22 protein-coding genes are annotated in these 22,568 nt (G+C 63.5%); 11 read left to right on the top strand and 11 right to left on the bottom strand.

The window, feature by feature from the left end:
• Window positions 1-6 precede the first annotated feature (6 nt).
• Window positions 7-1,290, top strand: a complete 1,284-nt coding sequence (locus tag J2Y68_RS08925; RefSeq protein WP_397334828.1) for an MFS transporter — start codon at window positions 7-9, stop codon at window positions 1,288-1,290.
• Between the two features lie 9 nt (window positions 1,291-1,299).
• Entirely contained in the window at window positions 1,300-2,367 is a 1,068-nt protein-coding gene (locus tag J2Y68_RS08920; protein WP_309992303.1) for a UDP-N-acetylmuramate dehydrogenase, read from the top strand.
• 80 nt (window positions 2,368-2,447) lie between these two features.
• On the opposite strand, the gene J2Y68_RS08915 is transcribed toward J2Y68_RS08920, so the two are convergent.
• Entirely contained in the window at window positions 2,448-2,927 is a 480-nt protein-coding gene (locus tag J2Y68_RS08915) for a hypothetical protein (protein WP_235517162.1), read from the bottom strand.
• An 85-nt stretch (window positions 2,928-3,012) separates the two neighbouring features.
• On the opposite strand from J2Y68_RS08915, the gene J2Y68_RS08910 reads away from it, so the two are divergent.
• Together J2Y68_RS08910 and J2Y68_RS08905 are read left to right on the top strand one after the other, a co-directional pair.
• Window positions 3,013-4,137, top strand: coding sequence for a winged helix DNA-binding domain-containing protein (locus J2Y68_RS08910; RefSeq protein WP_309992300.1), 1,125 nt, complete (start codon window positions 3,013-3,015; stop codon window positions 4,135-4,137).
• Between the two features lie 424 nt (window positions 4,138-4,561).
• Window positions 4,562-5,560 (top strand): DUF559 domain-containing protein, encoded by a 999-nt coding sequence (locus tag J2Y68_RS08905; protein ID WP_309992298.1) that lies wholly within the window; start codon window positions 4,562-4,564, stop codon window positions 5,558-5,560.
• Window positions 5,561-5,583: 23 nt separating this feature from the next.
• Here the strand turns inward: J2Y68_RS08905 and asd are convergent, their stop codons facing one another.
• The 9 genes from asd to J2Y68_RS08860 all read right to left on the bottom strand — a co-directional run bounded on the left by asd (window position 5,584) and on the right by J2Y68_RS08860 (window position 15,442).
• Window positions 5,584-6,726: an aspartate-semialdehyde dehydrogenase gene (gene asd, locus J2Y68_RS08900; RefSeq protein WP_309992295.1), complete on the bottom strand. Its 1,143-nt coding sequence runs from the start codon at window positions 6,724-6,726 to the stop codon at window positions 5,584-5,586.
• A 118-nt stretch (window positions 6,727-6,844) separates the two neighbouring features.
• Entirely contained in the window at window positions 6,845-7,066 is a 222-nt protein-coding gene (locus tag J2Y68_RS08895) for an NF038396 family protein (RefSeq protein WP_309992292.1), read from the bottom strand.
• Window positions 7,067-7,076: 10 nt separating this feature from the next.
• Entirely contained in the window at window positions 7,077-7,676 is a 600-nt protein-coding gene (locus J2Y68_RS08890) for a dihydrofolate reductase (protein WP_309992289.1), read from the bottom strand.
• Entirely contained in the window at window positions 7,673-8,476 is an 804-nt protein-coding gene (locus J2Y68_RS08885; RefSeq protein WP_309992285.1) for a thymidylate synthase, read from the bottom strand. Before J2Y68_RS08885 ends, J2Y68_RS08890 begins: the two co-directional genes overlap by 4 nt.
• Window positions 8,473-10,143: a hypothetical protein gene (locus J2Y68_RS08880; protein ID WP_309992284.1), complete on the bottom strand. Its 1,671-nt coding sequence runs from the start codon at window positions 10,141-10,143 to the stop codon at window positions 8,473-8,475. Before J2Y68_RS08880 ends, J2Y68_RS08885 begins: the two co-directional genes overlap by 4 nt.
• Window positions 10,144-10,214: 71 nt before the next feature.
• On the bottom strand, window positions 10,215-11,183 hold the full coding sequence (locus J2Y68_RS08875; RefSeq protein ID WP_309992618.1) for an NUDIX hydrolase: 969 nt from the start codon (window positions 11,181-11,183) through the stop codon (window positions 10,215-10,217).
• A gap of 8 nt (window positions 11,184-11,191) precedes the next feature.
• Window positions 11,192-13,441: an RNA degradosome polyphosphate kinase gene (locus tag J2Y68_RS08870; protein WP_211712097.1), complete on the bottom strand. Its 2,250-nt coding sequence runs from the start codon at window positions 13,439-13,441 to the stop codon at window positions 11,192-11,194.
• Between the two features lie 91 nt (window positions 13,442-13,532).
• A complete protein-coding gene (gene mshD / locus J2Y68_RS08865; protein ID WP_309992280.1) occupies window positions 13,533-14,504 on the bottom strand; it encodes a mycothiol synthase in 972 nt (323 codons plus the stop codon).
• Between the two features lie 239 nt (window positions 14,505-14,743).
• Window positions 14,744-15,442, bottom strand: coding sequence for a winged helix-turn-helix transcriptional regulator (locus tag J2Y68_RS08860; RefSeq protein WP_090817688.1), 699 nt, complete (start codon window positions 15,440-15,442; stop codon window positions 14,744-14,746).
• 261 nt (window positions 15,443-15,703) lie between these two features.
• On the opposite strand from J2Y68_RS08860, the gene J2Y68_RS08855 reads away from it, so the two are divergent.
• The 7 genes from J2Y68_RS08855 (at window position 15,704) to J2Y68_RS08825 (ending at window position 21,733) form a co-directional block, all read left to right on the top strand.
• Entirely contained in the window at window positions 15,704-16,438 is a 735-nt protein-coding gene (locus J2Y68_RS08855) for a permease (RefSeq protein ID WP_309992276.1), read from the top strand.
• A 166-nt stretch (window positions 16,439-16,604) separates the two neighbouring features.
• A complete protein-coding gene (locus tag J2Y68_RS08850; protein ID WP_309992273.1) occupies window positions 16,605-17,204 on the top strand; it encodes a nitrobindin family protein in 600 nt (199 codons plus the stop codon).
• A 51-nt stretch (window positions 17,205-17,255) separates the two neighbouring features.
• Entirely contained in the window at window positions 17,256-17,978 is a 723-nt protein-coding gene (locus tag J2Y68_RS08845) for a flavodoxin family protein (protein ID WP_309992270.1), read from the top strand.
• Window positions 17,979-18,000: 22 nt separating this feature from the next.
• Window positions 18,001-19,086 carry a CAF17-like 4Fe-4S cluster assembly/insertion protein YgfZ gene (ygfZ, locus tag J2Y68_RS08840; RefSeq protein ID WP_309992267.1) on the top strand — a complete coding sequence of 362 codons (1,086 nt, stop codon included), beginning with the start codon at window positions 18,001-18,003 and terminating at the stop codon, window positions 19,084-19,086.
• A complete protein-coding gene (locus J2Y68_RS08835) occupies window positions 19,083-19,496 on the top strand; it encodes an ankyrin repeat domain-containing protein (RefSeq protein WP_211712104.1) in 414 nt (137 codons plus the stop codon). The genes ygfZ and J2Y68_RS08835 overlap by 4 nt, the downstream gene beginning before the upstream one ends.
• A 103-nt stretch (window positions 19,497-19,599) precedes the next feature.
• On the top strand, window positions 19,600-20,229 hold the full coding sequence (locus tag J2Y68_RS08830; protein WP_309992264.1) for a PadR family transcriptional regulator: 630 nt from the start codon (window positions 19,600-19,602) through the stop codon (window positions 20,227-20,229).
• Window positions 20,213-21,733, top strand: coding sequence for a DHA2 family efflux MFS transporter permease subunit (locus tag J2Y68_RS08825; RefSeq protein ID WP_309992262.1), 1,521 nt, complete (start codon window positions 20,213-20,215; stop codon window positions 21,731-21,733). Before J2Y68_RS08830 ends, J2Y68_RS08825 begins: the two co-directional genes overlap by 17 nt.
• A 78-nt stretch (window positions 21,734-21,811) precedes the next feature.
• On the opposite strand, the gene J2Y68_RS08820 is transcribed toward J2Y68_RS08825, so the two are convergent.
• Entirely contained in the window at window positions 21,812-22,561 is a 750-nt protein-coding gene (locus J2Y68_RS08820) for a GNAT family N-acetyltransferase (RefSeq protein ID WP_309992259.1), read from the bottom strand.
• Between the last annotated feature and the right edge of the window lie 7 nt (window positions 22,562-22,568).

The following is a 22,568-nucleotide window of genomic DNA, read 5'->3' as shown; positions in this document are numbered from 1 at the left end:
ACCCAGATGCTCCAGTGGCGCGTCGCTGTCCTGACGTCCTATGCGGCCAGCGGCGTTGCGTTCGCCACCTGGGTGTCGCGGCTCCCGGCGATCCGTGACGGATTGGACCTGACACCCGGTGGCATCGGGCTCCTGCTCATGTGCATGACTGTGGCGTCGTTCATTTCGATCTCCGCGTCCGGACTCATCGTGCTGCGGCTCGGCCCTAAACTCACCAGCTGGATCGGGAGCTGCATGGTGGGGGCAGGCTTGGTCACTGTTGGTGTGGGGGCCTCAATCGCGGCGAACCCCATCGTTGTTGCCACGGGGTTGGTGGTATTAGGCCTTGGCACGGCCAGCTGGAACACGGCGTCCAACGTCGAAGGCGCGGCAATGGAGCGGGCACTGGGACGGCACGTCATGCCGCACCTCCACGGCGCCTTCAGCCTGGGTACTGTCGCGGCTGCGGGGTTTGGTGCGTGGGCCGCCGCCGTGCACCTGGCCGTGTTCTGGCATTTCCTGATCGCGGGTGTCGTGGTAACTGGTTCCGTGGTGGCCGCAGGATTCTTTTTCCGGGCGGAGAAGACCGCGGCGCCGGCCCGCGCTCACCGTTCGGAGGAGACCGATACCTTCCAGGACCCCTCGACCGGTCCGCTGCCCATCATCACCCCGGGGTCCGCGGAAACCGGCGCCGCCGCTGCACCACTGGACAACAAACGGCTTGTGGCCCTTGCCTGGCGTGACCGTCGAACGTTGCTGATCGGCGTACTGGTCCTCGGTCTGGCCTTGGCCGAAGGCGCCGCGGGAGACTGGGTGGCTTTGGCACTCGCCGACGGCTACGGCCAGTCGGACGCGGCAGGAGCGGTTGGCTACGGCCTGTTCGTCACGTTCATGACCATTGGACGCTTCGCCGGCACCGCCATCCTCGACCGTTTTGGGCGGGTAGTGGTGATGCGGTGGTGCTCGGCCACCGCCGTCGTGGGTTTGGCGCTTTTTGTCTTTTCGCCCGTGCCGTGGCTTGCTTTCGTGGCGCTGGCTGTGTGGGGCCTCGGGGCCTCGCTGGGGTTCCCGGTGGGGATGTCAGCCGCTGCCGATGACCCGGTGCACGCAGCCGCCCGCGTTTCCGTCGTCTCCACCATCGGGTACGGTGCATTTCTGTGCGGACCGCCGCTCCTGGGGCTGTTGGCTGAACACTTTGGCATCCTCCATTCGCTGCTCGCGCCTCTTGTGATGCTCGTTGTCAGCTTCTTCCTGGCTCCCCTCGCTGGCCAAACCACAGGGAAGTCCATGCAGCCCAACGAAGCCCGTTAGGCTTGATTGGTGACCCAGACGCTGCTTTCCGAATTGACCACATCCGCTGTTGGCGGCCCCGCAGGGAACTTTGTGGAGGCCCGCACCGAGGCTGAAATCATCGACGCCGTTCGGTCGGCTGACGCTGCAGGCGAGAAACTCCTGATCATCGGCGGTGGATCCAACCTCCTGATCTCGGACGACGGATACCCCGGTACAGTCCTGAAGATCGCATCCGAGGGGTTCACGGTGAACTCCGAGGACAGCTGCGGTGGCGTGTCCGTCGTGGTGCAGGCCGGCCACAACTGGGACGCCTTGGTGCAGCACGCCGTCCTTCACGCATGGTCCGGCCTGGAAGCACTCTCCGGTATTCCGGGTGCCACGGGAGCCACGCCCGTACAGAACGTGGGAGCTTACGGCGCTGACGTATCGCAAACCATTGCGGCCGTGCGGACATGGGACCGTGAACGCAACGCTGTGCAGACTTTCACCAACTCCGAGCTCAAGTTCGGATACCGCGACTCAATCCTGAAGCAGACCACCGTCGACGGGTCGCCGCGCTACGTGGTCCTGACGGTCGAGTTCCAGTTGCCGCTGGGCCGGATGAGTGCCCCTATCCGCTATGCAGAGCTGGCCCGGGTGCTGGGTGTGGAGGCAGGCAAGCGCGCCTACTCCAACGATGTCCGTCGTGAAGTTCTCCGGCTCCGGGCGTCCAAGGGGATGGTCCTGGACAAAGAGGATCGGGACACTTATTCCACGGGCTCCTTCTTTACCAATCCGATCGTGCCCGCGGAGCGCGCGGCAGGGCTGCCCGCCAACGCACCGCAGTACCCCGCCGGAACCGATGGACTGGTGAAGCTCTCCGCTGCGTGGCTGATCGACCAAGCCGGGTTCGGCAAGGGTTTCGGGCTCGAAGAGGGCAGCGTTTCCGGGGGCCGGGCGTCACTGTCCACCAAGCACACGCTGGCTATCACCAACCGTGGTTCGGCCTCAGCCGCGGATATGGTTGCCATCGCGCGCGAGGTGCGGGCCGGCGTCGTCGAGCGTTTTGGTATTGAACTGCACCCGGAACCGCTGTTGATCGGCGTGTCCCTCTAAGACGCGTTGCGGGTTCGCCCGGGGTTGGCTCTCGGCTCCATGGATGCCGAATACTCCCGGGATCCCGCTCCTCTGCGCTCCTAGCGCGTTCGCCGTTCGGCGATCGGCAGGACCTTGTTGAGCAGCAAGAACGTCAACCCGCAACTGATGGAGCCCAGAAGGAATATCTGGCTAAACGCGATGCTCTGGGGCGAGGGACCACTCGGCATGAACAGCCCGGCTGCAGCAAAGCCCACCAAGCCCAGGAGCATGACAACAGACCCGAGCAGGAAGCTGCGGACTTGGGCGGCCGCGGCCGGGTAGAACCACGGCTCGGGGGCGTCATCATCACGATCGGACACGGGCTGGCTGGCCGCAGCTGTTCCTATGAGGAGCGCGGCCGTAGCCGTTGCGACCAGACTGACGGTTTGGATGGCCTGCATCGATGGGGAAAGGCTGACGCCGGTCCCGACGGCCACGATCAGCCCGGCACCAAGTCCAACGAGCGTGCAGAACCAGCCGGCGGTAGCCAACCACCGGCTCATCGGCCGCACGAACGGAGCGAGGTCACCAAAAAGCATGAACTCATCCTAGGTTCCCCTGCTGGGTGACGGCTGGGAGGCATGGGAAGGTTCCCTGTGCCCGCGTGCGCTCTTAGGATGAAGCATGCCTACACCGCTGACTCCCCGCGTCATGGGCCGGCTCCGGCTCGCCAGCCAGGGCCTTCTTGCTGGTGGCTTCCCTGGCATCGCCGATGCCGTACGCTGGATGACGGCCATGCAAGCCCAGGACCTTGGGATGGCTTTCTGGGCTGTTGGGCAACGGGTGCCCGGTGTTGCGGCCTCGGACGTCCGGGCAGCCCTCGACGCCGGGACGGTGGTTCGCTCCTGGCCCATGCGCGGGACCCTGCACCTGCTCGCACCCGAAGACTTGCGCTGGATCCTGGGTATCACCAGCGGTCGGCTGGCAACCATGGTGGCGGGCCGCCACCGCGAACTGGGCATCACCGCCGACGACATTAGCCACTGCCGCGACATAGCGTATAAAACCGTCGAGGTCCTCAAAAGAGGCGAGGGCGCCGCCGGGGCTACCCGCGAGCAGCTGTTCCAGGCTTTTGAGGAAGCCGGCCAGGTAACTAAGTCCCAGCGCGGCATCCACCTCCTGGGAAGCCTGTGCCGTGAAGCATGGCTCGTCCAAGGGCCCATGGCGGCCTCGGGCGGTAAAGCCGGTGTCCAGCAACTGTTTGTCCCCTTCGACGACTGGATTCCGAAGTCCAGGGATCTGGGCCGTGACGAAGGGATTGCCGAGCTTCTCTTCCGCTACTTCCGGGGCCACGGTCCAGCGACCATCAAGGACTTTGGGTGGTGGAGCCAAGTGCCGCTCACCGAGGCCCGCGCTGCCCTGGCATCCGTGCGGGACCGCCTGGTCGAGCTTCAGTTCCGCGGCGCCAGCTATTGGCTGTCACCCGAAGCGGCAGCAATGCTTGACGACGGCGTTCCCGGCTCCCGCTCGCTGCTGGCACTGCCTGGGTTCGACGAATACCTTCTCGGGTACCAGGACCGAAGCCTGGTTCTCGCCCCGAAGTGCGCCGAACGCGTGGTGCCCGGGAATAACGGCGTCTTCAAGCGCATCATCGTTTCCGGAGGCGAAGTGGTGGGGACCTGGGCCCGTTCGGGCTCCGCCAAGGCCTTCAGCGTGGTTCCGGAACCGTTTGCAGGAGCGCTTGGACCCGCCGCCGAGCGCTCGTTCCAGGCCCAGGGACGGGCATACGTGCAGTTCATGGCGAGCTGAGGCGTGGGCCGGCCTGGGGAGATCCGTGGCTGGCCCGCTGTTTCGTGGTTGGCCAGCGACGTGGGAGCGGGTTGGCAACGGCTCTGGCTGGGAAGTGGGCCTGGGGCACGGGGCCGGGCGGGGCTGGGGTGGTCCGTTGCTTGCCCGCTGATCCGTGGTTGGCCAGCGACGTGGGTGTGGGTTGGCAACGGCTCTGGCTGGGAAGTGGGCCTGGGGCACGGGGCCGGGCGGGGCTGGGGTGATCCGTTGCTTGCCCGCTGATCCGTGGTTGGCCAGCGACGTGGGTGTGGGTTGGCAACGGCTCTGCGTGGGGTGTGGGCCTCGGGCACTCCTCGGCGCCCCGACTCCGACGAGCTGATCGAGGTTATCCACATACGGGAACTGGGCCATGGTGAGGCATCCCTTCGCCCCACACGATGGACAGATGCAAACAAAGAAACTTGACGAACACATCTCGAAGCTCTGGCCCGGCACCTCGGTAGCCACAACAGCAGACTTGTCCGGGCTGGGCTTTAGTGATCGGGTGCTGACCGCGGGCGTCCGCTCCGGGAAACTCATCAGGCTTCGACGTGGGGCCTACGTCAGGGCCCAGGATTGGCATCGGCGGAAGCCATGGGAGCAGGACTTGCTGAGGATAGAGGCGCATCACCGCGGCGCGCGTACAACCAGTGTTTACAGTCATGCCAGTGCCGCACGGTTGCACGGATGCTCCCCTTGGGACAGTGGTTCCCGCGTGCACGTCACCACACCGTTTTCCCCGGCCCAAGGGAGTTCCGGTGACGACGTTGAGGCGCACGGAGGCCCGCTGCCTGGGGCTGAGATCGTCGAGGTGCTGGCACCGTGGCAACGGCCCATCCCGGTCACCAGCATTGAGCGCACCGTGGTGGACTGTGCGCGGACCTTGGACTTTGAGCGGGCCTTGGTCATCGCGGACCAAGGTCTTCGAAAGGGTGCTGATCCGCAGGTGATGCGGGATTATCTCAGTAGCGGAGCGATCACGCGGGGTGCCCGACGTTTGTGGCGGATCCTGGAGGCAATGGATGGGAGGTCCGAATCAGTGGGGGAGACCCGTACCCGTGTGCTCTTGGACCGGCGCGGCATCGTCGGCGCAGACCTTCAGGTAGAGGTCACCACGCCAATCGGAACCTACAGGGGAGACTTCGGTTGGAGGGACCACAAGCTCATCCTTGAGTTCGATGGTCGAGCCAAGTACTTCGACTATGCCCCAACCGAGGACGTCATATTTCAGGAGCGGCGGCGGGAGAAAGCCCTGATGGCAATGGGATGGAATGTCCTCAGGATCGAGTGGGAAGACCTCAGTAGGCCTTGGGAAGTTGAGCGCCTACTCAAAACCGCCTTGGCTAAGGCAGGAAGTCGAAAACCCGCTGTTCCGTTGCGGGGCAGCAACGGAACAGCGGGTTAGCGAAGTGGGTGAGCGTGCGGAACCTAGAGCTTGCCGGTCGCGATGTTGAGCATGCGACGGAGCGGTTCGGCCGCACCCCACAGGAGCTGGTCGCCTACAGTGAAGGCGCTGATGTACTCCGGGCCCATTTCGAGCTTGCGGATACGGCCCACGGGGATGTCCAGCGTGCCGGACGCGGCTACTGGGGTCAGGTCCGCCATGGAAGCTTCCTTGGTGTTGGGAACAACCTTGGCCCACTCGTTGTCCTTGGCGAGGAGGTTCTCAATCTCGGTGACGGACAGGTCTTCACGCAACTTGAGCGTTAGGGCCTGCGAGTGGGAGCGCATGGCACCGATGCGGACACAGAGTCCGTCCATGGCGATGTGGTCCTTGCCTGCGGTGCCGTTTCCGGTGCCGAGGATCTTGTTGGTTTCGACTCCGGCTTTCCACTCTTCCTTAGACTGGCCGTTGCCGAGGTCGGCATCGATCCACGGAATCAGGGAGCCAGCCAACGGGACGCCAAACTGGGTGGCGTCAACGCCGGTGCGCTGTGCCGCCAGGACCTTGTGGTCGATCTCGAGGATGGCCGAGGCAGGGTCCTCCAGCTCGCTGCTGACCTCGTTATTGAGGGTGCCGAACTGGTTCAGGAGCTCACGCATGTGGCGGGCACCGCCACCGGAAGCTGCCTGGTACGTCATGGACGTACCCCACTCCACGAGGTTGTTCTTGAAGAGGCCGCCGAGGCCCATCAGCATGCAGGAAACCGTACAGTTTCCGCCGATGAAGTCCTTTACGCCACCGGAAAGGCCTGCGTCGATGACGTCGCGGTTGATGGGGTCCAACACGATGATGGAATCGTCGTTCATGCGGAGGGTGGAGGCAGCGTCGATCCAGAGGCCGTCCCAGCCACGGCTCCGGAGTTCGCCGTGGACCTGCTTGGTGTAGTCCCCACCCTGGGCGGTGACAATAATCGGCAGCTTGGCCAGCGTCTCAATATCGAACGCATCCTCGAGCTTGCCTGCCCCGCCAGCGAAGGAAGGGGCGGCACCTCCCGCGTTCGAGGTGGAGAAAAATACCGGGTTGATGTTGGCGAAGTCGTTCTCTTCCTGCATGCGCTGCATCAGGACAGAGCCGACCATGCCACGCCAACCGACCAGTCCAACGGACGGATTAGCTGCTGTAGTCATTCACCCAGTCTAAACTTTCGGAGCGAACTGCCGCTGTTGGTTACGTCACGGCAGCGACGCACGACGACGGCACCCCGCCCGGCGGCCGGCCCCACCCCACCGCGGGCGGCTGGAAACGCTAGCTGCCGGCCTTATGCTCCTGCACCAGCGCGGCTTTACGTGCCCGTAAGGCGAAGAATGACCCAAACGCGAATACCTGGGTCACGACCACCAGGATGATGATGCCCACGATCTTGTTGCCACCAAGGATCATGGTCAGGCCCACGATGGCGGAGATCAGGGCGAAGAGCGGCAGCAGCATATAGCCCAGCACGAAAAGGGTTTCAGGTTTTTTCAACATGCAGGCTTTCCTAGCTTTCGTTCCGGCGCCACGTGGTGAACCGGTAGTTTGTGCCGTTTTTGGCGGTGAGCCACCCCCCGGCCGGCGCCATGGTGTCGAAGGTCCAGTCATCACCGAGTTCGGGTGCGTACGTGTCACCCTCCACATCGGTGTCGATGATGGTGACCACTGCGAGGTTGGCGAGGTTCATGGATTGCTCGAAGATTTGGGCGCCGCCGATGATCCATACTTTCTGGCCGCCTGGCGCGAACTGGGATTCCAGGAGGGCCTCATCAAGTGACGAAACAACAAGTGCACCCTCCGCCTCGGGCGTGGAGGACCATTCAGCGTTTCGTGTCACCACGATGTTGGTGCGCCCAGGCAAGGGGCGATACTTCGCGGGGAATGATTCCCATGTCTTGCGGCCCATGATGACGGGGTGACCGGTGGTGAGTTGGCTGAAGTGCTTCAGGTCTTCCGGAAGGTGCCACGGCATGCTGCCGTCCTTGCCGATCACGCCAGCTTTGGTCTGGGCCCAGACCATTCCGATCCCGGTCATCGCGGCAGCCGTTTCCTGGGTGAAGATGACGCCCGGGAGCTGCGCGGGAACGTCGGCGGAAGGAGTGCTCATACGGCGATCGGTGCTTTGATGGTGGGGTGGTGCCGGTAGTCCACAACCTCGAAGTCATCCAGGGTGTAGTCGAAGATCGAGTCTGGTTTGCGGAGGATCTTCAGTTGCGGGTATTCGTACGGTTCGCGGGTGAGCTGCTCGGCAACCTGGTCCACGTGGTTGTCGTAGACGTGGACGTCCCCTCCCGTCCAAACGAATTCGCCGGGTTCAAGTCCCAATTGCTGCGCGACCATGCGCGTCAGCAGGGCGTACGAGGCAATGTTGAAGGGGACCCCCAGGAATGTGTCCGCCGAACGCTGGTACAGCTGGCAGGACAACTTTCCGTCGGCCACGTAGAACTGGAAGAACGCATGGCATGGGGGCAGGGCCATGTCCTTGAGCTCGGAAACGTTCCAGGCGGAGACGATGTGGCGCCGTGAATCCGGGTTGCTGGCCAGGCCCTTCATGACCTCGGAAATCTGGTCGATGTGTCCACCGTCGGGGGTTGGCCAGCTACGCCACTGGACTCCGTAAACCGGGCCGAGTTCGCCGTCCTGATCCGCCCATTCGTCCCAGATGGAGACGCCTTGGTCCTGCATCCACTTGACGTTCGAGTCGCCGCGCAGGAACCACAGGAGCTCCACTGCCACAGACTTGAAGTGGACCCGCTTGGTAGTGATGAGCGGGAAGCTCTCGGCAAGATCGAACCTCAACTGACGGCCAAAAACGCTGCGCGTACCGGTTCCGGTGCGGTCCGACTTGTGCGTGCCGTTTGCCATGACGTCGCGCAGAAGGTCTTCATAGGGGGTGGGGATACTCACGGGTCCAGCTTACTTTGCCGGGGCGGGTTGCCCGTCATGGAGTTGGCATGTCGGTCGCGGGGAATAGTGCGGATGAGCCCGCGTACAGGGGTAATGGCAGTGATGACCGCTATCGCTGCCAGGACCATTCCGATGGTGACGGCGGGGCTTGGCCCGAGCGGGTAAACCCCTGGGGCGGGGAGGAACAGCTGGTACCAGATATTTCCTGAAGTCATGAGGAGAAGAGCCGTTTGACCCAGGCAATAGGCGCTCAACGTCCTGACGATCCGGTACATCGAGATTGCCCTCAATGCGGCGTCCAAGCCGCCGTCGCCGTCGGGTATACCACGACGTCGGCGGGCGGCGTGAGTGGCCAGGGCACCTACCGCAGCGACCACCAGGGTGGCGGCTAAGGCAGCTGGCCATGCCGCCTCACCGAGTGGTTGTCCGTCGAAAATTGCCACCATGAAGGTGATGGAGGCAAGAAATACGAGTGCACTGGCCAAGGCGTAATACGACAGCCCGCGGGATACTGGGCTAAGCGGCCACCTGACAGGTGCCCCTGGGGTGCCGTAGTTTCGTCCCATCAGCAGGGCTCCTCCCCAGATGGTTGCCAGAAGGAGCGCGGTCGCCAGCCCCAGTACGAGGGGCGCTACCCACGCATTCTGGGGCTGGGTCAAGGCGTACATTGCAGCCAAACCGCCGATTCCCGCCAGCCCTCCAAGTGTGCCGAGCATAACCCCGATGTTGATGCTGAGCCGGGCTGCTCCGTGAGTTCCGGGATCAGCACGGAGGGCCCGGACGCTGGTGGACTGACCTGCAGAGAGGAGCGAGGGCATGGATGGAACCCCCCACCACAACATCACCAGCAGTACGGCCATATTGACGAAGCCCAGGGCATTGAACCATGACGATTGCCAGGAGGGTCCGGGTTCTGGTTGTGCCGCGAAATTCCCGGCGATGCTGGCTAGGCCGGCCGCAATGGTTGCCACGGTGCGTAGAAGCCGGTTGGCGGCGATGGCACGGAGGGTCCGGTCGTCGTCGGCGTCGAGTGTTGCCAGCTGACGGCGACGCGCGATCAACAGCAGCAACAGCCCGGTTCCGGCGGCGAGGACCAGCAGCGCGCCTCCGAGCCACACAACCAGCTCCCAGCCAGGAATCCTGCCGTCCTGTCCTTGGCCGTAGTACCCGGTGTTGACGTTCTGGGGCTCCGGCGGGGTAGCTGAGGGGGCCACCGGAGTGTAACCAGGAAGTGTGGCGATCCACGCAATGACCAAGGCCGCTAACGCGAATATTGCCGCTGTGGTCCAGGCGAGTTTCCGGGGGACGAAGTCGCGGACCCTGCAGATCGGCAGCTTGGCGAACCTGTGCTCTCCCTTGGATCTTGGGTAGCTGAGTTGGCCCAGGGCGTGGACGCCGAGGCAGGCGAGAATGGGCCATGCCAGGGCGGTCCCGATCTCTTCAGCGGTTGCCGGAGCAGAGGACAACGTTGGATTCCCGTGCAGGATCCCCGCGTTCATGGCCCCTTGGAGTGAGCTGGCCATCCAGCCGATGACTCCCACCCACAGCCCATGCGAGGCCACGGACTGGGCATCGGGCCTGGACCAGACCTGCATCCGCAGGAACAGGTACACCACGGCAGCGCCGACAACCGGTCCCAGGAAGAACAGCGTGGGCACTGCAACCACAACAAGACCCCCAAGTCTTTGAAACGAAGTACCTACGATTCGTCACAAAGACCCGGGGGTCAAGTCATACGTCAGTCGTCGAAGGGTTTGACCTGTTCCACGGAGACGATCTTCCGGTCTGCGCCCCGCGCGACCTGGCACACGATGACCTCACCGGGAGCCAGATAGGGGTCCGTGGTCGGTAGCACGGCCCGCAAACCCGACGGCATGTGCTGCCCCAACTGTTTCAACGCCGTAGGCAGCGCGGGTCTGTGCGTGCAAACCGCGACCGGTACCTGCTTGTCGAACAACGCCTCAACAGCGGCCGCAGTCTTTTTGGGCGAGCGCTGATGGTGGTGTTCGGTCAGGGCCTCCACCAGCTTCACCTTCGCCCCAGTGGCTTTGGCGTAGGGAGCGATGGTGGCGACGCACCGCACCCATGGGCTGGTGACGATGCGCTGCGGCTTCCACACTCCGAGGAGACGCTGGACTGCCACAGCTTGACGCTGTCCGGTTGCTGCCAGCGGCCGATCGCCTTCGGCCTTGGTCCACGAGGACCGGGGCTTGGCCTTGGCATGGCGGATCAAGATCAGGGGCCACGTGTCCAGCTCGCCACGGACATGGGCCTTTTCAAGGTATTCCAGTGGCTCCACATCGGTCGGGTTGCTCAGGAACGTTGCCGCCCGGTCGGGGCTGCACCACATGACGCTGTCCACTTCCTTGCCGTCCGGGCGCAACTGGGCACCGTTGACCTTGACGGCCCAGTATCGGACCACCTTCAGCCCGGCAGCCACATGGTAGTGGATGGGTGGAAGCGGGATGCCGAGCGGGGCCTGGAGCCCAATCTCTTCCCACACTTCGCGGGCCGCGCATTCGGGAACCGTTTCGCCGGCGTCGAGCTTTCCTTTGGGCCAGGACCAATCGTCGTAGCGTGGCCGGTGGATCAGGAGCACCTCAAGGGCACCCTTGTTGACCCGCCAAGGGATGGCTCCGGCCGCAACAACGGCCACCGTCTCGCCTGGGTGGTCTGTTTGATCGGCCACTGGGGTATCGCTGTTCAACTGCTTCTCTACCGCCGTGCCGATGCGCGCTGCCGCGAACGCGATTCCAGGAGCCATGACTGCATGTCCAGCAGTGGTTTCCCGTCAGGGTCCTGGTGATAGCGCGTCCAGTGGCCTTGGTTGTCCAGGTGCCAGCTCGCTGTTCCGTCGTCGACGTAGCGGCGCATCAGGTCCATGACCGTGGCTGTGTCTTCCTTGCTGGCCAACTGCACCAGGGCCTCCACACGACGGTCCAGGTTGCGGTGCATCATGTCGGCCGAACCGATGTACACCACAGGCTCGCCGCCGTTACCGAAAGCGAAAACGCGGGAGTGTTCCAGGAAGCGTCCCAGGATGGAGCGGACGGTGATGTTCTCGCTGAGTCCCGGGACCCCCGGGCGCAACGAGCAGATACCGCGAACGACGACGTCGACCTTCACGCCAGCCTGCGAGGCGCGGTACAGCGCATCGATGATGGCTTCGTCCACCATCGAGTTGACCTTGATCTGCACCAATCCCGGGATCCCCGCGCGAGCATTCCGGATTTCCGTTTCAATTCGCTCCACCAGCCCGGCGCGCACCGAGCGTGGCGCCACCAGCAGCCTCTTGAACGTCGACTTGGGCGCATAGCCGGAGAGCTGGTTGAACAGCTTGGACAGGTCCTCGCCCACTTGTTCGTTGGCGGTCAACAGGCCAAGGTCTTCGTAGTACCGGGCAGTGCGCGGGTGGTAGTTGCCGGTGCCGATGTGGCAGTAGCGGCGCAGGCCGTCCACTTCCTGGCGGACAACGAGGGACAACTTGCAGTGCGTCTTCAGCCCGACAATGCCGTAGACCACGTGAACGCCTGCCTGTTCCAGCTTGCGTGCCCAGGAGATGTTGGCTTGCTCGTCAAAGCGGGCCTTGATCTCAACCAGGGCCAGGACCTGCTTGCCGGCCTCGGCTGCATCAATCAAGGCGTCCACGATGGGGGAGTCGCCGGACGTCCGGTACAGGGTCTGCTTGATGGCCTGCACCTTGGGGTCCGCCGCGGCCTGCTCCAGGAAGGCCTGGACCGAGGTGGAGAACGAGTCGTACGGGTGGTGCAGGAGGATGTCCCTGCGGCGCATCGCGGCAAAGACGTTGGCCGCCTTGGACGTTTCCGATTCGTTCAGGTACCGCGACGTGTGCGGCACGTGCTTGGGGTAGTGAAGGTCGGCGCGGTCGATGCCGCTGATCGCGGACAGCCCCCGCAGGTCCAAGGGAGCAGGCACGGAGTAGACCTCGGACTCCTCGACGCCGAGCTCACGGATGAGCAGCGCCTTGATGTTCGGGTTGATGTCCGTGGTGACTTCCAGGCGCACGGGAGGACCGAAACGGCGGCGCAACAGTTCTTTCTCCAAGGCCTGGAGGAGGTTCTCGGCGTCGTCCTCTTCTACTTCGAGGTCCTCGTTACGGGTGACGCGGAAGGTGTGGTGCTCCAGGACTTCCATCCCCGGGAACAGCTTGTCCAGGTGCACGGCAATAACTTCTTCGAGGGCGATGAAGCGGGCCACGCGCCCGGGAATGGCGCCGGCACGGGGCCCGTCCACGGAGATCAGCCGGGGGAGCTGGTCCGGGACCTTCACGCGGGCGAAGAGCTCCTTGTCGCTGATCGGGTTGCTCACGATCACGGCCAGGTTCAGGGAAAGCCCGGAAATGTAAGGGAACGGGTGGGCGGGGTCCACGGCCAGCGGGGTCAGGATGGGGAAGACCTTTTCCTGGAACATGATGCTGATCCGGTGCCTGGCGTCTTCATCCAACTCATTCCAGTGCATGATGTGGATGTGCTCGTAGGCCAAGGCGGGGCGGATCTGTTCAGCGAAGACCCGCGCGTGGCGTTCCTGCAGCTTGTGGGCCTCGTCTCCGATCTGCTCCAGTACCTCGATGGGGCTCAGCCCGGCGGGGGACGGGACAGCAAGCCCGGTGGCGATACGGCGTTTGAGGCCAGCCACCCGCACCATGAAGAACTCGTCAAGGTTGGAGGCAAAAATGGAGAGGAAATTGACGCGTTCCAGCAAGTAAAGGTCTGGATCTTCGGCCAGTTCCAGAACCCGGGAGTTGAACGCGAGCCAGCTCAGCTCGCGATCGAGGAACCGGTCCGGGGAGATGTCCCCTTCAGGCTCCAGGCTCGGCGCGAACTCAGGAATGTCGATGCGGTCTTGGGTGGCTCGCGAGGCCGGGACCTCCGATGATCCGAAGCGCGGAGGCAACGTAGCGCCCTTCGAGGTGGATCCGGCGGTGCCGACGGGGTCCGGCTGCATGGGTTTCTCCTAAGCTCAGGACGGGGTTTCCTCCCACATTACAAGCAATTTCGATGCCCGAATCCAAGATGTCCCCGGCATTCGCGCCAGGTTAATCTTTGGCGACCGGACCGTACATCACATCGGTGTCCCACCGAACGAAGCCGAGCTTCTGGTACAGGGCTACCGCTGCCTCATTGTCGGCGTCCACGTAGAGCATCACAGCGTGCAAGCCTTTCCCCTGCAGGTAGGTGATTCCGGCAACGGTAAGGGCCTTGCCGAGGCCCAGGCCCTGGGCTGCCGGGGTAACCCCCACTACGTATACCTCACCGATGGCCGGGTGCGGACCCTGCCGGGGATGGACTTTGGTCCAGTGGAAGCCCAGCAGCTCACCGTCGGCGTTGACCGCCAGCAGGAAGCCTTGCGGATCGAACCAGTCTTCGGACTTGCGGGCCTCAAGGTCCGCCAGGGTCATCGAACCCTGCTCGGGGTGGTGCGAGAACGCCGCCCGATTGGCGGCAAGCCATGCCTGCTCATCCTGGCCCGGCACGAAGGCGCGCAGCGACATACCGTCCGGAAGGCCGGCGTCGGGCAGGGCAGAAGCCGACGACATCAGCCTCATCTTCCACAGTTCACGCACCGGACCATAACCGAAACGGGTGGCAAGCTCCGCAGCGGCTTCATGGTTTCCGTGGGACCAGGCACTGAGGCCATCCAGGCTCCGCTTTTCCTGGAGTGCGGCCAGGAGCCGGCCTGCAACGCCCTGATTGCGGTAGCTCGGGTGGACCGCCAGCTCCAACACGCCGCTTGCATCGGGGTCTTCAACCACGACGGCGATCCCCGCCAGATCTTCACCGGTCGCCGGATCGGAATCCTCGTCCGGGGCATACACGGCAAAGGACAGAACCGAGGATTCCCCCGAGTCGGCGCCACGCAACATCACCAGGGTCTGCTCGGAGAGGGGAGGGTTCCCATCGGATTCCTCCGCGGCAGCAGCAAGGGTGGTGAAGTCCTTGAGGAGTTCGGCGTCCAAGGCGCCGTTGATGATCAGTACGGGCCAGTTCTCAGGGTGCGCGTGACTCATGATGCAAGGCTATACGGCCCGGGCAAGCACCGGGATTTGAAGTCCCTGCAAAACAGGGATAGTCTCGGTATCTCGTTCGGCTTTGCGGCCAGTCCGCAGCAGTCAACGCGAGGGGGATCCACCAGTGGGGTGGCCTCGATACGTTCGACCCGTATGTCCTCCACAACAAAACAAAGGAGAGGCCGGAATCCGCAGGGATTCCGGCCTCTTTTGTGCATCAGGTCCTACACCAAACGTGCTCAGGCCTCGGAGAGTTCATCGTCGGGAAGGCGAACCAACGTCAGCCGGTAGCCGACGTTGCGGACGGTGCTGATCAGGTTTTCATGGTCCACGCCCAACTTGGCGCGAAGGCGTCGGATGTGGACGTCCACGGTCCGGGTGCCTCCGTAGTAGTCGTAGCCCCACACTTCGGTCAGCAGTTGCTGGCGGGTAAACACCCGCCCCGGGTGCTGTGCCAGGTACTTGAGGAGTTCGAACTCCTTAAAAGTCAGGTTGAGCGGTTGGCCGTTGACGCGCGCTGTGTAGCTCGCCTCATCAATAACGACGCCGGCTGCCCGGATCTCGGTCTGGGTTTCCTCTTCACCGGTGACAGCACGCGCCATGGCGAGTCGGATGCGCGCTTCGACCTCGGCGGGCCCGGCGGAGTCCAGCACGATGTCGTCTACAGCCCACGCCGACGACACGGCAGCCATGCCGCCTTCGGTGAGGATCAACATCAGGGGCGCGCTGAGGCCGGTCGCCTTGAGCAACTGGGTAAGCGAGCGGGCACCCACCAGGTCTTTGCGGGCGTCCAGGAAGACGATGTCCGTGGGATCAGTTTCCAGGAGGGCCGTGGGTTCGGCCGGGAGGATGTGCACGCGGTGGTTCAGCAGTTCCAAGGCAGGCAGAATGTCCACCGAAGAGCCGGTGCTGTTCGTTAGGAGCAGGATGTGCGACATAGTTCCTCCAATGGGCTTTACGCGCATCATCGGGCGTCGAAACCGGAGTCTCACCGGTCGGTCACAGCACGCAGGCCGCCTCTGCCCGTTGTAACGGGATCAAGGCATACACTGTGCGCCGTTGAAGTCTGAGTATACCCACCTGGGCCCCGCCAGACAGGGATTCGTGACGGGCAGGGGGCGGAATTACGACATATTGGGCTGGGTTAAGGCAGGATTGTCGAGAGGTCGTAAGGCGCATCGGATTGAGGTCGGCACACAGTGAAGTCTTGGAGCATCGGGGTATTCGGACTCGTGGCGCTCGCAGCCATCGTGGCCAGCACCTTCGTTTCCCGGGAGGCCATGGTGGGGGTAGGTATCGCCGCTTCCGCGGCCGTGGGTATTGGATGGCCGCATTTCCTTGCGGTTCCAGCCAAGAAGACCCTGGCCACCGTCATTGGGCTATCGGGTGCGGGGTCGGCGGTGGCCGCCGCTTATATGCCGGCACCGGGTTTTCTGGATGGCACGCCCGCTTTCGTTGCCCTGGGCGTCATGGCAGTATTCGTCGTCCAGCTGGTCAGAGGCACGGGCCAGGCGCAGCGACTTGAATCCACTCTTGGCTGCTGCGCAGGTGTCTTGTTGAACTGCCTCGGCGCAGGCTGGATTGCGGGCGCCCGTTTCAATGGCGTTAAGGAAATGGTCCTTGTGGCGGGACTGAGCGCTGCGGTTGCCCTGCTGGTGGGGATCATCCGCTGGCCTGATCGCATCGTGGCCCCACTGGGCGTGGTCATGGCTGGGCTGATGGGTCCCCTGGCTGGACTTGTCTTCTCTGATATCGCAGTACTTCCCGCAGCTTTGGTGGGTGTCGTCGTCGGATCGGTGCTGGTGTGTTTCCGGAGGATGACCACGCTGAGGCGCGGCAGGCTTAACATTGCTGCTGCGGTGGGCATGGGTGTGGCACCCGTATGGGCTGTGGGCGCCTTGGCGTACTTCATCGACAAACTTCTCATCTACTAACGGTTAGGATGGCATCATGTCTGTACTCGCATTTGAAATCTTCTTCCTCGTTCTCCTCGGCCTGGCAAGTGTCGCGATGGCATGGTTTGCTGGTTTTGTCGTTTACCGTCTGTTCCAGGGCCAGAAGTAGGACTTTTGGTTCTGCAGTCCAAGCAAGGTTGCCGTTGTGCCTATTGAGATCCCAACTGACCTGACGCCTGAACTCGTCCCGCTTTCCTGGCTCATTGGTGAGTGGGAAGGCCGCGGACGGCTAGGCAGTGGTGACGAGGATTCCGAGCATTTCGTCCAGCATGTCTCCTTCACCCATAACGGCCTTCCGTACTTGCAGTACAGGGCCGAAACCTGGCTCAGTGACGACGCCGGCGCAAAGCTGCGCCCGTTGACGGTTGAAACGGGCTTCTGGGCTTTGGAGCGGAAGCTTGAAGAGGGCGACGGCGGCCCGGGTCTGATCCCGGCCGATATTGTCCCTGTGCTCAAGACCGCGGACGAGGTGGAAGAACGCCGCAATGAAGATGGCGGCTTCGACATCTCCGTCTCGATTGCGCATCCCGGCGGTATCACCGAGCTCTACTATGGCCAGATCAAGGGTCCCCAGATCCAGCTCAGCACCGACATGGTGATGCGCGGGAGCCACTCCAAGGAGTACACCGCAGCTACCCGGATCTTCGGCTTGGTTGACGGCAACCTCCTGTGGCGCTGGGATGTCGCTGCCAGCGGCAAGGCCCTCGAAGCGCACGCCTCGGCTTTCCTCAACAGGGTCCCCTGACAAGAGGTCTCACTGTACGTTCCGCATAGCAACCAGCAAAAGGAGCAGATAGTGACCACCAACCTCAAGCCCCAAGGCTACGAGGGCCTGAAGGCCGTCTTCTTCAACGGCACCCTTAAGCCCTCGCCGCAGCTGAGCAATACCGATGGCCTGATTCGGATCAGCCGCGCCATCATGGAGAAGCAGGGCGTTTCCACCACGCTCATCCGCACGGTCGACCACGACATCGCCAGTGGTGTCTACCCGGACATGCGTGAACATGGTTGGGCGACCGACGAATGGCCAGACCTCTACCCGGCGGTGCGGGAAGCCGACATTGTGGTGGTTGCGGGCCCTATCTGGCTGGGAGACAATTCGTCGCAGACCAAGAAGCTGATCGAACGGTTGTATGCCCATTCCGGCGAGTTGAACAGCCAGGGCCAGTGGGCGTTCTACCCGAAAGTGGGCGGTTGTCTCATCACCGGCAACGAGGACGGCATCAAGCACTGCTCCATGAACGTGCTGTACAGCCTCCAGCACGTCGGCTTCACGATCCCGCCCCAGGCCGATGCCGGGTGGATCGGTCCCGTGGGTCCTGGCCCCAGCTATTTGGACGAAGGATCGGGTGGCCCCGAGAGTGATTTCACTAACAGGAACACCACGTTCATGACCTGGAACCTGCTCCACATGGCCAAGATCCTTCGGGACGCCGGCGGAATCCCTGACTATGGCAACCTGCCTGCGGAGTGGAAAGCCGGCACCCGTTTTGATTTCGAGAATCCGGAATACCGCTAAGCCGCAAGGACTTCTACTACATATGACTTACAAGAGCCCCCTGTTGTCGCGCCCTGGCGCGGTCGAAGATACCGGCCTCGACGCCGGTGTCGCGGCGCATTACGGCGAGCCCCTGCGGGAGCAGCGCGCCCTGGCGACCGGAACCGCCGTCGTCGATCTTTCACACCGCGGCGTGGTGACCGTGTCCGGCCCGGACCGGCTCAGCTGGCTCAATACGCTGTCCTCGCAGCAGCTCACCAACCTGCAGCCCGGCGTCGCCAGCGAGTTGCTGCTCCTCAGCGTGCAGGGCCGCATTGAATTTGATGCGCGGGTCATTGACGACGGCGAAACCACTTGGCTGATCGTCGAGGCGGCGGAAGCGGGTCCCTTGGCCGAATGGCTGAACAAGATGAAGTTCATGCTGCGTGTCGAGATCCAGGACGTCTCGGAGCAGTGGGCCGTGGTGGGTGCCACTAAGCCTGTTGAGCAGTTGTCGTCCAGCCTGGTGTGGGAAGACCCCTGGCCGCATGTCGGCCCGGGCGGCTACGCCTACAGCGTCGTTGCGGAGGAGTCCCACCCTGGCCTTGAGCGTCCCTGGTTCGAGTACTTGGTTCCGGCTGCCGAGCTGGAACGTGCTGTGGACGGCCTGCCCGTGGCTGGTGCGATGGCAGCGGATGCCCTCCGTGTTGCGGCGTGGCGGCCGAGGCTTGGTGCCGAGACTGACGAGAAGACCATTCCCCACGAGTTGGATCTTCTCCGGACGTCCGTCCATCTGAACAAGGGCTGCTACAAGGGCCAGGAGACCATCGCACGTGTCCACAACCTGGGGCACCCGCCGCGGCGCCTCGTCTTCCTGCAGCTGGATGGTTCGCAGCACACGCTGCCGGCCGTGGGCAGTGTTGTATTTGCCGGGGAACGCAAGGTAGGTACCCTGACATCTGTGGCGCAGCACTTTGAAATGGGACCAGTGGCTTTGGCTGTCATCAAGCGTTCAGTGTCCGCGGAAGAGAACCTGACAGTGATGGACGGTGACGAACCTTATGCCGCTGCCCAGGAAGTGATCGTCGCCCCCGACGCCGGCCAGGTTGTCGGGCGCCAGACCGGATTCCTGAAGGGACCCCACCGATGAGCCAACCCACCAACGCCGCCGGTACTGAGGGCGGCGCGGACGACGACGCTTTGGCCCTCGCCCATGCGCTGTTCGATGCTGCCCGTGAAGGCAACACGGACTTGCTGCGGGGATATTTGGGCGCCGGCGCTCCGGCGAACCTGACCAACGCTGCCGGGGATTCCCTCCTCATGCTGGCCGCCTATCACGGCCACGACGAAGCCGTGCAGCTGATCCTGCATCATGGCGCGGACGCCAACGCGGCCAATGACCGCGGCCAGACCCCGCTTGCCGGTGCTGTCTTCAAGGGCTACACCAGCGTCGCTCGGGTCCTGCTGGATGCGGGGGCGGACCCCGACGCCGGCCGACCCACCGCACGCGAGGCTGCCGCGATGTTCTCCCGAACTGAAATCCTGGCGCTGCTGGGCTGAAGCGGATTGCCAAGCCAGCCCGGTCGCCATGGCGGCCGGGCTTTCTTGCGCCAGGCTATTCCACGTGGAATAGTTGTTGTGGAATATATGAGGGAGGGCCTGTATGCCCAAAGCTGCAGAACTGACACCGCTCGGTGTGGCGTCACTGGCACTTCTGGCCGAAGGGCCCATGCATCCGTACGAGATGTACCAGCTGCTCATGGCCCGCCATGAAGACAGGTTGGTAAAGGTCCGTCCGGGTACGCTGTACCACTCGGTAGGCCGTCTCGAAGAAAACGGACTCGTGGAGGCGACCGGAACCGAGCGGGAAGGTAATCGCCCCGAGCGGACGACGTACCGGATTACCGACGCAGGCCACCAAGCCCTGGACTCCCGGCTGCAGGCCATGCTGTCCACACCTGTCAACGAATATCCGCTCTTCCCCCACGCCATCGCCGAAGCCCACCACTTGCCCGCGCAGGTGGTGGCTGATCTGCTCGAGCAGCGCTTGGTGGCGCTCAATGCCGACCTCGACTTCCTGGTCCATGCCGAGGGCGTTGTGACTGGCAAAGGACTGGATCGTAAGTACTGGATTGATATCACCTACCAACAGGCCATGCGCCGAACGGAGATCGCGTGGATCCGCGGTCTCCTTGAGGAGTTGAGCAGCGGGCAACTGCCCTGGGACGAACCCCAGCCAACTCCTGCCGAACTTTCAAACAAGCCAAAGGAATCCCTTGGAAAACGTAGCTAAGCCGTGGCCCGCGCTGTGGTCACTCGTCGTAGGGTTCTTCATGATCCTCATCGACACCACCATCGTGTCGGTCGCGAATCCGCGCATCATGGAGGGCCTCAATACCGACATCAACGCCGTCATCTGGGTCACCAGCGCCTACTTGCTGGCCTATGCGGTGCCCCTGCTGATCACTGGCAGGTTGGGTGACCGTTTCGGTCCCAAGAACCTCTACCTGATTGGCCTGGTGGTCTTCACACTTGCTTCCCTGTGGTGTGGTCTCTCAGGCGATGTCACCATGCTGATCGCCGCCCGCGCGGTCCAGGGCCTGGGTGCTGCCATGATGACACCGCAGACCATGGCCGTGATCACCCGTATCTTCCCCCCGGACCGTCGGGGTGCTGCCATGGGCCTGTGGGGCGCCACCGCAGGCATGGCGGTCCTTGTCGGCCCCATCCTTGGCGGTGTCCTGGTGGACAGCCTGGGTTGGGAGTGGATCTTCTTCGTCAACGTTCCTATCGGACTGGTCGCCTTCATCCTGGTAACCCGGTTCGTGCCGAAACTGACCACGCACAGCCACACTTTCGACGTCGTCGGTGTGCTGCTTTCCGCCGTCGGCATGTTCCTGCTGGTCTTCGGCATCCAGGAGGGCCAAACCTACAAGTGGGGAACCGTTTCCGGTTTCATCTCGGTGTGGGGACTCATCATCACAGGGATCGTTGTGCTGGTCCTCTTTGTTGCCTGGCAGTGGATCCTTGAGCGTCGTGGCGGTGAACCGCTGCTTCCGTTGGGCCTGTTCAAGGACCGCAACTTCTCTCTTGGCAACACCACCATCATGGCCGTTGGCTTTACCGTGACGGCATTTCCGTTGCCCACCATCTTCTACTACCAGACAGTCCGCGGCCTGACGCCCACGCAGTCGGCGCTTCTCATGATCCCCATGGCCGTGATTTCAGGTGCCTTGGCCCCCTTTGTGGGCAAGCTAATTGACCGTGCCAACCCACGGTACTTTGCGGCGTTCGGGCTCGTCTGCATGGCAGGAGCGCTGTTCTGGACCGCGGCCTTGCTGGGACCGGACACCCCCATCTGGATGTTCCTGCTGCCCAGCGCTTTGCAGGGTATTGCCAACGCGTTCATCTGGGGCCCCGTGTCCAACGCCACCACGCGCAACCTGGCACCGCGCCAGGCTGGCGCTGGTTCAGGTGTCTTCAACACCACGCGCCAGATTGGTGCCGTACTGGGTTCGGCTGCCATCGCTGCGTTGATCCAGTCGCGGCTGGCAGCAGAACTGCCTGCGGCGCCCGCTGGTGCCCCTGTTGGCGAAGCCTCCATGAGCGGCGTCTTGCCGGAAGCCCTTCACGCAGGATTCTCGACGGCGATGAGCCAGTCCATCATCCTGCCCGCCTGCGCGATCCTGCTGGGCGCTGTCGTTGCGTTGTTCTTTGGGAAACCGAAGTCAGTATCGGGCTGGGGTGGCAAGGCTCCGGCGCAAACTGAGGAAGCAAGCGCCGAACTCCAGCGCTAGCATCGGAGTTTCTGAACAGCTGACGCCCTTATGAGCGCCTCTTAGGGTCGTTGGCTGTACAGGAAACTCCGGAGGGTGTCAGCCGAGCCGGACGCTTGCGTGGAGCCCGCCCGTGGCGAAGCCGAGGTGACGGGCCATCGCAAGCGCTCCGGTGTTGCTGACGTCGGCCTTCCATTGGAGCGTCAGGCCTGCCGCCAGGGCTTCGTGGGCGGCGATGGAAGCAGCCAGCGTTCCCAGGCCGCGTCGGCGCCACGGAGGAGCAACCAGCACGCCCATGTCAGCCAGTATCCCCTCCCACTCGGAGTAGGCTCCACAGGCCACAGGGGTGGATTGCTCCTCCTCCGGATGCATGATGGTGAACCGGTGTTCAAGGCCCTGGAGCCCCACTTCGTTGACGTCATCCGGAGGGCACAGCCCTTCAAGGAGGATGGCTTCGGGGTTGCCGGGGGAGACCATGAGGTCATCCGAGGGCTGTTGGAGTGGCAAATCGTCGGCGAAGAACAAGGCCGAGGACCCCAGTCCGTGTCCGCCGTGTGAACGGGTCAGGGTCAACAGCGTTACATGCTGGGCAAGGTCGGTGTCCGGGAGCCTCGCCGCCGCATCCAACGCCCATTGCGGTCCCACCAGGGCCGACACTCCGAAGAGCCGCAGGAAGACCACGGCCCGGGCAGACTCGTCTGCGCGGGTGATTCTGTCGGCGGGATCGCCAGGGTCAGCCCCGGCTGAGGCGAGCCGCGCAGCGGCGGTGGCGAAAGCGTCGTCGTCGAGCCCCAAATGGCGAGCCCACGCCAGCTGGATAATGGCAGCGGACGTGGGCTCTAATGTCATGGATTCA

Source organism: Paenarthrobacter nitroguajacolicus, from assembly GCF_031455195.1.
Lineage (GTDB): Bacteria > Actinomycetota > Actinomycetes > Actinomycetales > Micrococcaceae > Arthrobacter > Arthrobacter nitroguajacolicus_D.
The sequence above is the reverse complement of the archived record's forward strand: the minus strand, read 5'-3'. Positions and strand labels throughout refer to the sequence as shown.